The organism is Variovorax sp. 01T439_2 (genome assembly GCF_056398445.1).
Genome location: NZ_JBFTPJ010000052.1, coordinates 1 through 12,315 on the forward strand (window position 1 = coordinate 1; position 12,315 = coordinate 12,315).

The 12,315-nt window shown below is 69.5% G+C and carries 16 protein-coding genes; 7 read left to right on the plus strand and 9 right to left on the minus strand.

The annotated features are described in order from the left end of the window. On the plus strand, positions 1-180 hold a 180-nt coding region (locus tag AC1DOC_RS04350), incomplete at its 5' end, for a hypothetical protein (RefSeq protein ID WP_478129447.1). A gap of 4 nt (positions 181-184) precedes the next feature. On the opposite strand, the gene AC1DOC_RS04355 is transcribed toward AC1DOC_RS04350, so the two are convergent. The 3 genes from AC1DOC_RS04355 to AC1DOC_RS04365 form a co-directional block, all read right to left on the minus strand. Beyond that, positions 185-703, minus strand: a complete 519-nt coding sequence (locus tag AC1DOC_RS04355; protein WP_369663775.1) for a Smg family protein — start codon at positions 701-703, stop codon at positions 185-187. A gap of 101 nt (positions 704-804) precedes the next feature. Further along, complete coding sequence (gene dprA / locus AC1DOC_RS04360; RefSeq protein WP_307593471.1) at positions 805-1,959, minus strand: DNA-processing protein DprA; 1,155 nt, start codon at positions 1,957-1,959, stop codon at positions 805-807. A 33-nt stretch (positions 1,960-1,992) separates the two neighbouring features. Continuing rightward, positions 1,993-3,210, minus strand: a complete 1,218-nt coding sequence (locus AC1DOC_RS04365) for a LysM peptidoglycan-binding domain-containing protein (protein ID WP_018905220.1) — start codon at positions 3,208-3,210, stop codon at positions 1,993-1,995. A gap of 160 nt (positions 3,211-3,370) precedes the next feature. Here AC1DOC_RS04365 and def point away from each other — a divergent pair, with 160 nt between their 5' ends. From def to AC1DOC_RS04390, 5 genes are read left to right on the plus strand one after another with little or no spacing between them, the layout of a single operon-like run. Continuing rightward, the gene (gene def, locus AC1DOC_RS04370) at positions 3,371-3,892 is read left to right on the plus strand and encodes a peptide deformylase (RefSeq protein WP_015867852.1); all 522 of its coding nucleotides are present in this window, start codon (positions 3,371-3,373) and stop codon (positions 3,890-3,892) included. Continuing rightward, positions 3,889-4,389 (plus strand): hypothetical protein, encoded by a 501-nt coding sequence (locus tag AC1DOC_RS04375; protein WP_018905219.1) that lies wholly within the window; start codon positions 3,889-3,891, stop codon positions 4,387-4,389. The genes def and AC1DOC_RS04375 overlap by 4 nt, the downstream gene beginning before the upstream one ends. Beyond that, entirely contained in the window at positions 4,386-5,342 is a 957-nt protein-coding gene (gene fmt, locus AC1DOC_RS04380) for a methionyl-tRNA formyltransferase (RefSeq protein WP_478080578.1), read from the plus strand. Before AC1DOC_RS04375 ends, fmt begins: the two co-directional genes overlap by 4 nt. After that, positions 5,342-6,082: an AzlC family ABC transporter permease gene (locus AC1DOC_RS04385; RefSeq protein ID WP_018905217.1), complete on the plus strand. Its 741-nt coding sequence runs from the start codon at positions 5,342-5,344 to the stop codon at positions 6,080-6,082. Before fmt ends, AC1DOC_RS04385 begins: the two co-directional genes overlap by 1 nt. Then, complete coding sequence (locus AC1DOC_RS04390) at positions 6,079-6,414, plus strand: AzlD domain-containing protein (protein ID WP_015867848.1); 336 nt, start codon at positions 6,079-6,081, stop codon at positions 6,412-6,414. The genes AC1DOC_RS04385 and AC1DOC_RS04390 overlap by 4 nt, the downstream gene beginning before the upstream one ends. A gap of 13 nt (positions 6,415-6,427) precedes the next feature. On the opposite strand, the gene AC1DOC_RS04395 is transcribed toward AC1DOC_RS04390, so the two are convergent. The 6 genes from AC1DOC_RS04395 to AC1DOC_RS04420 are packed head-to-tail and all read right to left on the minus strand — an operon-like array spanning position 6,428 to position 11,942. Further along, positions 6,428-7,402, minus strand: coding sequence for a Bug family tripartite tricarboxylate transporter substrate binding protein (locus AC1DOC_RS04395; RefSeq protein ID WP_478129448.1), 975 nt, complete (start codon positions 7,400-7,402; stop codon positions 6,428-6,430). Between the two features lie 40 nt (positions 7,403-7,442). Further along, a complete protein-coding gene (locus tag AC1DOC_RS04400) occupies positions 7,443-8,420 on the minus strand; it encodes an MBL fold metallo-hydrolase (RefSeq protein ID WP_478080580.1) in 978 nt (325 codons plus the stop codon). Beyond that, positions 8,417-8,623 (minus strand): DUF2783 domain-containing protein, encoded by a 207-nt coding sequence (locus tag AC1DOC_RS04405; RefSeq protein ID WP_018905213.1) that lies wholly within the window; start codon positions 8,621-8,623, stop codon positions 8,417-8,419. Before AC1DOC_RS04405 ends, AC1DOC_RS04400 begins: the two co-directional genes overlap by 4 nt. Beyond that, positions 8,620-10,272: an FAD-dependent oxidoreductase gene (locus tag AC1DOC_RS04410; RefSeq protein WP_478080581.1), complete on the minus strand. Its 1,653-nt coding sequence runs from the start codon at positions 10,270-10,272 to the stop codon at positions 8,620-8,622. Before AC1DOC_RS04410 ends, AC1DOC_RS04405 begins: the two co-directional genes overlap by 4 nt. Positions 10,273-10,279: 7 nt before the next feature. Further along, positions 10,280-11,401 carry an alpha/beta hydrolase family protein gene (locus tag AC1DOC_RS04415; RefSeq protein ID WP_018905211.1) on the minus strand — a complete coding sequence of 374 codons (1,122 nt, stop codon included), beginning with the start codon at positions 11,399-11,401 and terminating at the stop codon, positions 10,280-10,282. Further along, positions 11,394-11,942, minus strand: coding sequence for a VOC family protein (locus tag AC1DOC_RS04420; protein ID WP_478080582.1), 549 nt, complete (start codon positions 11,940-11,942; stop codon positions 11,394-11,396). Before AC1DOC_RS04420 ends, AC1DOC_RS04415 begins: the two co-directional genes overlap by 8 nt. 88 nt (positions 11,943-12,030) lie before the next feature. On the opposite strand from AC1DOC_RS04420, the gene AC1DOC_RS04425 reads away from it, so the two are divergent. Beyond that, positions 12,031-12,315, plus strand: a 285-nt coding sequence (locus AC1DOC_RS04425) for a LysR family transcriptional regulator (RefSeq protein WP_478129449.1), incomplete at its 3' end; no start/stop codon positions are given.

The following is a 12,315-nucleotide window of genomic DNA, read 5'->3' on the forward strand; positions in this document are numbered from 1 at the left end:
AAGCAACTGCACCTGTTCGCCTCGGCCGACGGCCGCAGCTTCCTGATCCAGGTCGGCCGGCTGGCCAACTACCTGCAGGCGGGCCTGCTGGTGCCGGCCGAGGAAGAAACGCTCACGGTGCGCGCCACGCGCGAGGCGCTGGCCAAGCTCGATGCCAATCCGGAGCGCCTGCTGAACTAGCCGGCTAGTGCGCGACGCGGCCTTCGCGGCTTTCGCAGAGTTCGTCGAGCACCAGCGCGTCGGGCTCGATGCCGGTGCTCCAGTGCACCATCAGCACGATGATCTTGAGCTCGTCGAGCGCGACCGGATCGCCCGGCGCCGCCATGGCGCGCTCGATGACGATCTCGCGCAGGCCGCAGGACAGCACGTTCGACGATTCGAGAAAGCGGATGAAGCCCAGGCAGTCGGCGCCCAGGTGCTCCTGCTCGGCCTGCGAGTAGACCCGCATGGCGTTGTCCGACTGGGGCAGGGCCGCTTCGGGCGCGCCGCGCAGCGTGACCGTGGCCACGGTGTCGTCGCCGGGACTTCGTTCGAACTGCAGGCCCTGGGTGGCAAGGCTCAGGCCGTCGAGCCAGTGCAGCGCATCGCGGATTTCTTCGGGCTCGAAGCCGTGGGCGCTGAGCTTGCGGCCCAATTGCTGGGGTTCGGGGCAGGCATCGCCGCGCCAATAGTTTTCGTAGACAAACACGAGCACTTCGAACATGGGCCCAATATAGCCGAGGAAACGATGGCTCGCCCCCAGGGCTTCATGCACTTCGTGTCACTTCGCGGTGTTTCACGAAGAAGCGGGCGCGGGCCCGGGCGTCAGCCGATGGCCGCTCTCTGGAACAGGCCGCCGGGCAGCCGCGCGACGTGGCCGTCGAGCTCGAGTTCGAGCAGCCTGGCCTGCAGCGCGGCGGCGCTCCAGCCGGTGCGCGCGCCCAGCGCGTCCAGGCTCACGGGATCGAAACCGAGCGCGTCCAGCAAGGGCTCTTCGCGCGCGGCGGACACGGCGCCGGCATCGCCGTTCACGGCCGCCGGTGCCGCCGCGCTGCCCGCGTGCAGAAAAGACGGCAGCTCCTCGAGGATGTCGTTGACCGATTCGACCAGCTTCGCGCCCTGGCGGATCAGCGCATGGCAGCCGCGCGACTGCGGCGAATGGATCGAGCCCGGAATGGCGAACACTTCCTTGCCCTGCTCCGAGGTGAGCCGCGCGGTGATCAGCGAGCCCGAGGCGAGCGCGGCCTCGACCACCAGCGTGCCGCGCGCCAGGCCGGCGATGAGGCGGTTGCGCTTGGGGAAGTTCTGCGTGAGCGGCGGCGTGCCGAGCGGCAGCTCGCTCACGATCAGGCCCTGCAGCGTGATGCGGTGCGCGAGGTCGCGGTGCCGCGCCGGATAGACGCGGTCCAGGCCGGTGCCCACCACGGCCACCGTGGCCAGCCGCGGCATGTCGCCGGCCGCATCGAGCGCGCCCTGGTGCGCGGCGCCATCGACGCCGAGCGCGAGGCCCGACACCACCGGCAGGCCCGCATCGCCCAGCGCGCGCGCAAAGGCGCGGGCGTTGGCGGCGCCCTGCGGCGTGGGGTTGCGGCTGCCCACCACCGCAATGCTGTGGCCGAGCTGGGTCAGGTCGAAGTCCGCGGCGCCGAGCACGTAGAGCATCAGCGGCGGGTCGGCCATCTCGAGCAGCGAGGCGGGGTAGGCGGCATCGCCCAGCGTGACCAGGCGGCGCGCAGCGCCGTCATCGTGGCCGGGCTGCAGCCACTGCCAGGTCTGGTCGAGCTGGGCCTGCAGGCCCGGCGGCGGCTGGTGCAGCGCGTCGGCCTGCGCCGCCGACACCACCTGCCGCAGCGCCTCGCCGGTCTGCGCAAAGACTTTCTCGGGCAGGCCGAAAGCCGCCAGCAGCCGGCGCGCGGCGCCATCGCCGATGCCCGGCGTCAGTGAAAGCCGCAGCCAGCCTGCGAGTTCTGCTCGGTCCAAATGAAGCGGAGAAAGAAGAAAGCGGAAAAGGTGTCAGGGATTGACGAGGAAGTCGCCCGCCTTCGGAGTGTCGGTGATCTCGAGCACCAGTGCGTACGAAACCTTTTCGAAGGGCCGGAACACCATCAAGAGGCCGATGCGTTCGTTCGGCAGCTTGATGGTTTCCTTGCGCGCGCCGGTGCGGTCGAGAATGGTCTCGCCGTTCTTCAGGATGGCCAGCACGTGGCCGCTGTCGATGCCGTCGCGGGTGCCCTTGTTGATGGCGACCACCTGGTTCTGCGCCGCGAACTGCACCGCGTTGCCATAGACCGAGATGATGCGGCCCTCGACCTGCGAGGAGGGCGCGCGCGGCACATAGCTCAGCAGCTGGCGCGGTGGCTCGGGCAGCAGGCGGTCGCCGGCGCGGATTTCCTCGCGTGCCGCGATGATGTCGACGCTGGCCGGCACCACGGTGATGACGTCCTTGTCGTCGGTGGTCTCGACCGTGGTCGATTCGCCGCGCTGGAGCTGCGCCTTGCCCAGGTACTGCGCCTCGTAGCCGAGGATTTCACCGGTTCCCGGGTCCTTGAGAGGCGTGGCGCTGCGGAACACGCGGAAATTCTTCAGCGGGCCCGGCGTTTCGAGCAGCGGCGTCTCGGCATTGCCGCGCGCATAGGCGCGGTCGCCGCGCGACAGCAGGACGCGGCTGTCGTTGCCGGCAACGATGCGCGGCGCGGCCTGCAGCGTGTCGGCATCGACCACGATCGGCTCGCTCAGGAAGGGCTCGATGATGCTCGGGTTGAGCGTAGGCAGGGCCATGCCGGCCAGCGAATCGAAGCGCGTGCGCGGCGACAGCTTGATGGTGCCGCCATCGGCGCTGCCGCCCGCGCCGCGGCGCATGGTCAGGCGCGCGCGGCCGCCGGTCTTGTCCAGGTAGAGGACCTGGCCGGGGTAGATGCGGTGCGGGTTCGCGATCTCGCTGATGTTCATGCCCCACAGTTCCGGCCAGCGCCAGGGACGCAGCAGGTACAGGCGCGAGATGGCCCAGAGCGTGTCGCCGGGCTTGACCGTGTATTCGTCGGGCGCATTGGGCGCCAGCTCGCTCAGCGGAACGCCGGTCTGGGCGGTTTGCTGGGCGGTGGCGCGCTGCTGCGGCGTGACGGGGTAGTTCTGTGCCCAGGCCGCCGTCGTGCCGCCAGTGATCACCGCAAGGGCAGCCAACGTGGCGAGAAGATGCGGGCGCTGGCGGACAGTGATTCGGAGCTTTTTCATGTCTGGATGGGTGAGCGCGCCGCGTATCGGCGCACATACGAATCTCACAATTTGCTACGAATTCTGCGCCCGAAGCCCTTGGGAGGGCAACGTTTTCAGGCGATCCAGAGTCGCCGCGTCGCGGAATTGGCGAAAATAGCCACAACTTTCCCCCTGTTTCATGGCCAAACGAATCATTCTGAGTTACCCGGACAAGCGCCTGCACACGGTTGCCAAGCCCGTGCAGGGCGTCGACGCGCGCATCAAGGCCCTGGTGGCCGACATGCTCGAGACCATGTACGACGCCAGCGGCATCGGCCTGGCCGCGACCCAGGTCGATGTGCACGAGCGGCTGGTCGTCATCGACGTGTCCGAGGAGCGCAACGAGCCGCTGGTGCTCATCAACCCCGAAATTATCTGGGCAAGCGACGAAAAGGTGTTGAACGAGGAGGGCTGCCTCTCGGTGCCGGGCATCTACGACGGCGTCATGCGTTCCACCTCGGTCAAGGTCCAGGCGCTGGACGAGAACGGCGAGCTGCGCACGATCGAGGCCGAAGGCCTCCTGGCCGTGTGCATCCAGCACGAGCTCGACCACCTGCTGGGCAAGGTGTTCGTCGAATACCTGTCGCCGCTCAAGCGCAACCGCATCAAGAGCAAGCTGCTCAAGCAGCAGCGCGAAGAGGCCAAAGAGGGCCGGGCGTGACAGCTTCCCTGCGGCCCTGGGCGCTCGGCCTTGCCGCAGCAGGGCTCATGCTCGCGGGCTGCGCGAGCGAACCCACGCGCATTGCCCCCGGCACCACCGCCGCCGAAACCCTGCAGCGCCTGGGTGCGCCCACGGGCCGCTATCCGCTCAACGGCGGCGGCGAGCGCCTGCAGTATTCGCGCATGCCGGCGGGCTTCGAGGTGGTCGACATCGACGTCGACGCCTCCGGCAAGGTCGTCTCCGTGACCCAGGTGCTCAGCGAGGCGCGCTTCGGCCATGACATCAAGGTCGGCCAGTGGCGCCAGAACGACGTGCTCGCCTTCTATGGCCGTCCCTATGAAACCAGCCGCGTCAGCTCCTTCGACGGCGTGGTCTGGAGCTGGCGCTACAAGGCCGTGAACGAGCGCCGCATGCTCTATATCTACATCGACCCCACCGGCGTGGTCCGCCGCTATCACACGGGGGACGACCTCGAACTCGATCGGATCCGCGATTGACCCCGCTGAAAGTCGTTTTTGCGGGCACGCCCGAGTTCGCGCGCGCCGCGCTCGAAGCCATTGCCGCCGCCGGCTATGAGATCGCGCTGGTGCTGAGCCAGCCCGACCGGCCCGCGGGCCGCGGCATGAAGCTGCAGGCCTCGCCCGTCAAGCAATGCGCCGTTGCCCACGGCTGGCCGGTGGCGCAGCCGCGCAGCCTGCGGCTGGACGGCAAGTACCCGCAAGACGCCGCGGCCGCGCGCGAAGCGCTGCTGGCGGCCCGGCCCGACGTGATGGTGGTGGCGGCCTACGGCCTCATCCTGCCGCAATGGGTGCTCGACCTGCCGGTGCACGGATGCCTCAACATCCACGCCAGCCTGCTGCCGCGCTGGCGCGGCGCGGCGCCGATCCACCGCGCSATCGAGGCCGGCGACGCGCAGACCGGCATCACCATCATGCAGATGGACGCCGGCCTGGACACCGGCGACATGCTGCTGCGCGAAGCCGTCGACATCGGCAGCGACACCACCGCGCGGCTGCACGACCGGCTGGCCGAGCTGGGCGGCCGCCTGATCGTCCAGGCGCTGGCCGACATCGGCCGCCTCGCGCGCACGCCGCAGCCGGCCGAAGGCGTCACCTACGCCAGCAAGGTCGAGAAGCACGAAGCCCAGATCGACTGGAACCAGCCCGCCGACGCGATCGTGCGGCGCATCCGGGCCTTCGACCCGTTCCCGGGCGCCAACAGCGTGCTCGACGGCGAGACCATCAAGCTCTGGGCCGCGCATGCGGCGCCGCCGGCCGAGGTTTCGGCCGCGCCGGGCACCCTGCTGGCCGTGAGCGACGCCGGCGTGGCGGTGGCGGCGGCCGGCTCGGTGGTGATGGCCACCGAACTGCAGCGGCCCGGCGGCAAGCGCCTGGCCGTGGCCGACTTCCTGCGCGGCTTCGACCTGAAGCCCGGGCAGCGGTTCGGCTGATGTTCCTTTCCGCAGCCATTCGCCGCCGCCCCGAATTCCGCGCCGGCATCCGCGACATGTCCTCGGCCGCGCTGGGCATCGGCGCCTGGGGCCTGATGACCGGCGTGGCCATGGTCAAGTCGGACATGAGCGTGCTGGAGTCGGTGGCCATGACGCTGCTGGTCTACGCCGGCAGCTCCCAGCTCGCGGCCATTCCGCTGCTGTTCGCGGGCGCCCCGGCCTGGGTGATCCTGGCCACGGGCTTTTGCGTCAACCTGCGCTTCGTGGTCTTCAGCCTGCACCTGCGGCCCTATCTCATGCACATGCCGCGCTGGCGCCGCATGACGCACGGCTACCTGACGGCCGACCTGAGCTATGCGCTCTTCACCCGGCAGTACGCCGCGCCGCCGGCCACCGCTGCCGAGCAGCAGTCGCAGGAGGCCTACCTCACGGGCAACTACTTCGTGACCTGGTGCTCGTGGATGGGCATGAGCCTTCTTGGCATTGCGCTGGCCAACTTCATTCCGCAGGGCTGGGGCCTGGGCTTTGCCGGCGTGCTGAGCCTGGTGGCAATCGTCTGCTCGATGGCCACCACCCGGCTGCGCGTGCTGGCCGCGCTGGTCGCGAGCGCCACCGCGGTGGCCGCCTATGCCCTGCCGCTCAAGCTCAACATCGTGGTGGCCATCGGCGCCGCGGTGCTGCTGTGCTTCTGGCTCGAGAAGCGGTTCGGGCTCGACCCCGACGCGGAGGACGACAAGTGAGGGGCACCGACCTGTGGACGATGGGCGTGATCGTCGGGCTGGCCGCGGTCACGGTGCTCACGCGCTGCTTCTTCTTCATCCTCGACCGGCCCTGGGGCCTGCCCGAGTGGGCGCACCGTGCGCTGCATTACGCACCGGCGGCCGCGCTGGCCGGCGTGATCGCGCCCGAGATCGTGATGACCCAGGGCCACCTGATCACCACGCTGCACGACGCCCGCCTGTATGCGGCCGTGGTCGGCGCCGCTTACTACTACTGGCGGCGCGGCGTGCTCGGCACGATGCTCGCGGGCATGGCGGTGTACCTGCCGCTGCACCTGGGCCTGGGCTGGTAGGCCGCGCTTCTTTTCAGTCCAGCTTCACGCCGGCGGCCTGGATGATCCTGCCCCAGCGCTCGCTCTCGGCACGCGAGAGCTTGTAGAAATCCTGCGGCGTGCCCGGCAGCGCCTCGAAGCCGAACTCCGAGAACAGCTTCGCCACCTTGGGCGCCTTCATCGCCTTGTGCAGTTCGCCGTTGATGCGCGCCACCGCCTCGGGCGGCATGCCGGCCGGGCCGATCAGGCCGTGGAAGGCATAGGCGTTGACGTCGCTGAAGCCGGCCTCGACGAAGGTGGGCACCTCGGGCAGTGCGCTCGCGCGCTGCGGCAGCGCGATGGCCAGCACCCGCACCTTGCCAGCCTTGATGATCGGCAGGCCCGAGGCCAGGTCGAGCATCATCGTGGGCACCTGGCCGCCCATCAGGTCGGTCATGGCGGGCGCGGCGCCCTTGTAGGGCACGTGCGTGATCGTCAGGCCGGCCTTCTGCTTGAAGAGCTCCATCGCCATGTGGTGCGGCGAGCCATTGCCGGGCGAGGCATAGCTCGCCTTCTCCGGGTTGGCCTTCACGTAGCGCACGAACTCGGCCACGTTCTTCGCGGGAAAGTCCGGGTGCACCACCAGCGCTACCGGAAAGCGGCCGATGGCGCCGATGTAGGTGAAGTCGCTCGCGGGCTTGTAGGGCAGCTTGGCGAACATGTGCTCGTTGAAGAGCAGCGCCGCGTTCTCGGCCTGCATGATGGTGTAGCCGTCGGGCCTGGCCTGCATCAGCACCGAGACGCCGATGTTGGTCGATGCGCCGGGCCGGTTGTCGATGACGAGCGGCTGCCCGAGCGAAGGCTGCATCGCCTCGGCCAGCGAGCGCGCGAGGTTGTCGGTGCCGCCGCCGGCCACGTAGGGCACGATCCATTTGACGGGCTGGCTCGGGTAGGCGGCAGGCTGCTGCGCCGATGCGAAAGGGCTGGCCAGCGCGAGGGCCGCGGCCAYGAGGGGAATTAGTCGCTTCATTGTTTCTTGTCTCCGTTGCTTGTCTTGGAATCTGTTCAGCTCATTCGCCGCGCAGCGTCTGCCACAGTTCGCGGTCGCGCTGCGCGGTCCACACCACGGGGTGTTCGATGCCGCGCAGTTCGTCGTAGGCGCGCGAGACGTCGAAGGGCAGCACGTGCTGGAACACGGGCCAGCTGCCGAAACGCGGCGTCATGGCCGCTTCGGCGCGTGCGAAGCAGCCCTTGAGCGTTTCGCCCGCGGCCATGCCGGCCTTCACGCTGTCGAGCAAGGCCTGGAGAAAAGCCTGGGTGAGTCCGATGGCCTCGGCGCATTCGGCCTCGCCCCGCAGCACGGCGCCGCGGCCCGGCACCAGCACGCGCGGCTCCAGGGCCCGCACCGCATCGAGCGTGCCGGCCCAGTCGCCGATGTACGCGTCGCCGGCGTAGACGCCGCAGTGGTTCTCGACCACGTCGCCCGAGAACAGCACGCCGCAGTCGGGCAGCCACGCGACCGTGTCGCCGCTCGAATGGCCGCGGCCCAGCGCCATCAGGCGAAGCTCGCGGCCTTGGCTGCGGCCGGGGCCGAGCCACAGGCTCATCTCGCGCTCGAAGCTCTGCGTCGGAAAGGTCAGGCCCGGGATCTCTTCCACGCCCGCGAAGAGGCGTGGAAAGCGCCCGACCTCGGAATCGAAATCGGCCTGGCCGCGCGTGCGGATCCAGTCCAGCGTGCCGTTGCTCGCGATGATGGCCTCGACCTCGCCGAAAGCGCTCGCGCCCATCACGCGCACCGCGTGGTAGTGCGTGAGCACGATGGTCTTGATCGGTTTGTCGGTCACCGTGCGGATGGCTGCGAGAAAGTCGCGCGCCATGCGTGGTGTGGGGCGCGTGTCGATCAGCACCACCTGGTCGTCGCCGACGACGAAGCCGCAGTTGGGATCGAAGTCGCTGATGTAGCCGTACACGTTGGGTGCGAGTTCGCGCAGCTGCGGCTTCTGCTCGCGCGTGTCGGAGGCCGAGGCGAAGGAGACGTGGGCGGTCATGGGGTTTCCGGAGTTGTCGTGGGGTCTTCGGCCGCGGCGCGGATGCAGGCGAGCAGCACGGCTTGGTCGCCGCACTGGTTGGCCAGCAGCAGCACGAGGCGGGCGTTGAGGTCGGCGCTCTGCGCTTCGCCCAGGCCCTCGTGCGCGGCGAGCAGCGCGGCATAGAAGCCGTCGGGGTCGGGGATGCGGGGCTCGGTGATCATGGGGCGGGGTGGTCGAGGGCGAGGGCCGTGCGCAGCGCGGTGGCGATGGCATCGGGCGTGGCCTGCGGCAGCGTCGCGGCGCGGTAGGCATCGGGCCGCACGAGCACGAAGCTGCCCGCGTCGCGCAGGCCGAGGTGGCGCACGAGCGTCTTGTCGGCCTGCAGCGCCGGCAGCCCGCTGTCGCCGTCGATCGCGAGCAGGCGCAGCGGCAGCGCCGCCGTGGCGTCCATCGCCGCGGCGGCCGCGGCGCGCGTGGGCGCGAGCCACAAGCCCAGGCACTGCGTACCCTCGGCCAACAGCTGCATCAGCGTGGTCTCGCGGCCATCGGCCCAGCGCAGCGGCAGGTTCTGCACCGTGCGTGCGCCTTCCGGCAGCTGCGGCGCGGGCGGATAGTCGTTGGCAACCGACATGCGGCCGGTGTTGACCAGCGCACGCGCGAACGGATGGCGCGCGGCCAGCGCCACCACCGCGCGCCGAAGCGTGTGCTCGGCCGGCGAGCGCGGCGCAAGGAAGCGTGCCGAGCGGCTCGTGACTTTCAGGTTCTCCTTCGCGGCCGGCTGCCGTTCGGCGTCGTAGCTGTCGAGCAGCGCATCGTTTGCCTGGCCTTGCGCAACCAGCGCCAGCTTCCAGCCGAGGTTGGCCGCATCCTGGATGCCGCTGTTGCCGCCGCGCGCGCCGAAGGGGCTCACCACGTGCGCGGCATCGCCGATGAAGAACACATGGTTGTGGCGGAAGCTGTCCAGCAGGTGGTCGCGGTAGCCATACGGGCCGATCCAGACGAACTCGAACTCCACGCCCGGCCCGAGCTGCTCGCGCAGCCGCGCGCCCGCCACTTCGGGCCGGCTGATGTGGGCGGTGTCGCAGTCCTCGGGCATCTGGTAGTCGATGCGCCACACGCCATCGGCCATCAGGTGCTGCCACACGCCGCGGCCTTCGTTGAAGGGCGCGTCGACCCAGGTCCAGCGCTCGGTGGGCAGCGGCTTCCTGAAGCGCACGTCGCTGATGCACCAGCGGTCGGTGCTGCGCGAGGCATGCGCGTCGATGCCGAGCTGCGTGCGGATCGGGCTGTTGGCGCCGGTCGCGTCGATCAGCCGGTCGGCCTCGATGGTGTAGTTGCCCGCCGGCGTTTCGATGTCGATGCGCACACCGTCGCTCAAGGACTCGACGCGCGCCACGCGGCTCTTCCAGCGCACATCGGTGAGGCCGAGTTCGAGGATGCGCTCGACCAGGAACCACTCGATGTAGAACTGCTGCAGGTTGATGAAGGGTGGCTGCCTCGAGACGCTCTCCGCCTGCAGGTTGAAGCTGTAGACCTCCTGCTCGCCCGAGAAGGTGCGCCCGAGCGACCAGGTGATGCCCTTGGCCGCGATGCGCTCGTAGATGCCCAGGCGCTCGAAGATCTCGAGGCTCTTCTGCGCATAGCAGATGCCGCGCGAGGACGCGCCGCGCACGCCGACGGTGTCGTCCTCGTCGAGCAGCACCGCGCGCACGCCGCGCTGCGCAAGATCGCAGGCCAGCGTGAGGCCCGAGGGGCCGGCGCCGACGATCACGATCGGGTGGCGAACGGTTTGGGGGCTGCCCAGCTCGGGCGGCGGCGTGAAGGGCCAGGCCGGCAGCTCGTAGGCCGGCGCAAATGCAAAGGATTCCATGTCTCTTCTACAGCGCGTGGGCGAATTCGGCGATGGCGTCGGCCGCCTGGGGGATCAACTCGAGCTGGCCTGCGAGGTAGTGGTTGCCGCCCACGATGTCGACGTTGCGGATGCGCGCGCCGCCCGCGGCCATCCATGCATCGCGCGTGCTCGGGAAGGTCGACTGGTCGCCGGTGTAGGTCAGCAGCAGCTTCGGCACCGTGGTGCGCGCGAGATTCGTTGGCCCGTCGGCCTGCGAGCGCGAAGACCATTGCGAGAGAAACGCGGTGAGCGAGGTGGTGCGGCCCATCGCATTGGCCGAGTAGTTGACCTGGCGCGCATCGCCCCACACGCTGCCCGGCAGGCGGTCGTTGGCATCGAGCGACAGATCCACGCAGCGCGGATCGGCATGCGTGCGGTAGACGATGAAGGTCTGGTCGCGCGGCGCGCCGGGGGTGCTGCGCAGCAGCGCGAGGCGGTCGACGCACCACTGCTCGATGCGGCCGAGCCGCGCCTGCTGCGCCGCGCTGAAGCGCGCGAGAAAGCCGCGGTCGTAGGGCATGCGGTGGCGCGGGTCGTACATGTCGAGCTCGGGGTCCACCGAGAGCGGGTCGTGCTCGTCGGTGACCGAGGGGTCGATCCAGTCGCGCATCAGCCGCGTGCGGCCCAGGTGCGCGGCGCACAGCGCAATGCCGTCCACGGGCGGCAGGTCGGCGGGGTGCAGGTGCGTGGGGTCGCCGTCGGGCAGGTGGGTGGCGGTGAGCTTCTCGGCCTGCGCCTGGTAGAAGGCCGAGAGCGCCGCGCCGCCGGAGTTGCCGACCAGGAACACCTTCTCGTAGCCGGCCGCGCGCAGGTACTGCACGCCGGCGCCCAGGTCCTGGATCGCGCGCTCCATCAGCAGCACCGTGTCGTTGCTTACATAGCGCGAGTTCAGCCCCATGCAGCAGATGCCGCGCTCGGCCAGCGGGCCGATCAGGTAGTGGCCCATGAAATTGCTGGTCGGGTGCATCACGATGGCCGCGATTCTTTTCGGGCCCGGCGGCGCGCGGAAGGCGCCGTAGATGCGTGGGCGCAGCATCTGCAGGCCCGACTGGCTCTCCATGGCCGCGCCGGGCTTCACGTCGATGACGGCGAGTTGCAGCTCAGGCATTTGGCGAACCCTTCGCTGCGCGCAGCCCGGCCTTGCGCTCGGTCCACGCATCGAGGTCTGCGCGGGCGCGCAGCGCATGCGCCTCCATCTCGGCCTGCGGCACCGTCGGCGTGGTGAGCTCGACGCGAAGCCCGTTGGGATCGAAGAAGTAGATCGATTCGATGATGTGGTGGTCGGTCACGCCCAGCACCTCGACGCCGGCGCCCTCGAGCCGTGCCTTGGCGGCGAGCAGGTCGGCCACGGAATCGACCCGCAGCGCGATGTGGTTGACCCACGCCGGCGTGTTGGACGAAGGCAGCGCGGCAACGTCATCGCCCAGGTCGAAGAAGGCGATGTACGAACCGTCGCGCATGCGAAAGAAGATGTGCACGTAGGGGCAGTACTCGCCCGTGCTCGGTACGTGGTCGCTCTTGATGACGTGCGCAAGCGGCAGGCCCAGCAGGTCTTCGTAGAAGCGGCGGGTTTCCTCGCTGTCGCGGCAGCGCCAGGCGAAATGGTGCAGCCCGCGAACTGGCGGGGCCGCGGGGGCGGTCGTCGGCATGGCGTTTTGTCTCCGGTGAGCCGCGATTGGGCAATGCCGCGTCTTATGATGCAATCGAAATTAATTCATCGATTGATGAAATAAACATATGAATCTGACCCTACGCCAATTGCGCGCCTTCGCGGCCGTGGCCGAGACCGGCAGCTTCACCGCGGCCGCGCAGCAGCTGCACCTCACGCAGTCGGCGCTCAGCGTGCTGGTGCGCGAGCTCGAGCGCGAGATGGGCGTGCAGCTGCTCGACCGCCACACGCGGCGCGTGCAGTTGTCCGAGGCCGGGCGCGAGTTCCTGCCCTCGGTGCACCGGCTGCTGGGCGACCTCGCGGGCGCGGTGGCGGGCGTCACGGATTTGCGTGACAAGAAGAAAGGGCTGTTG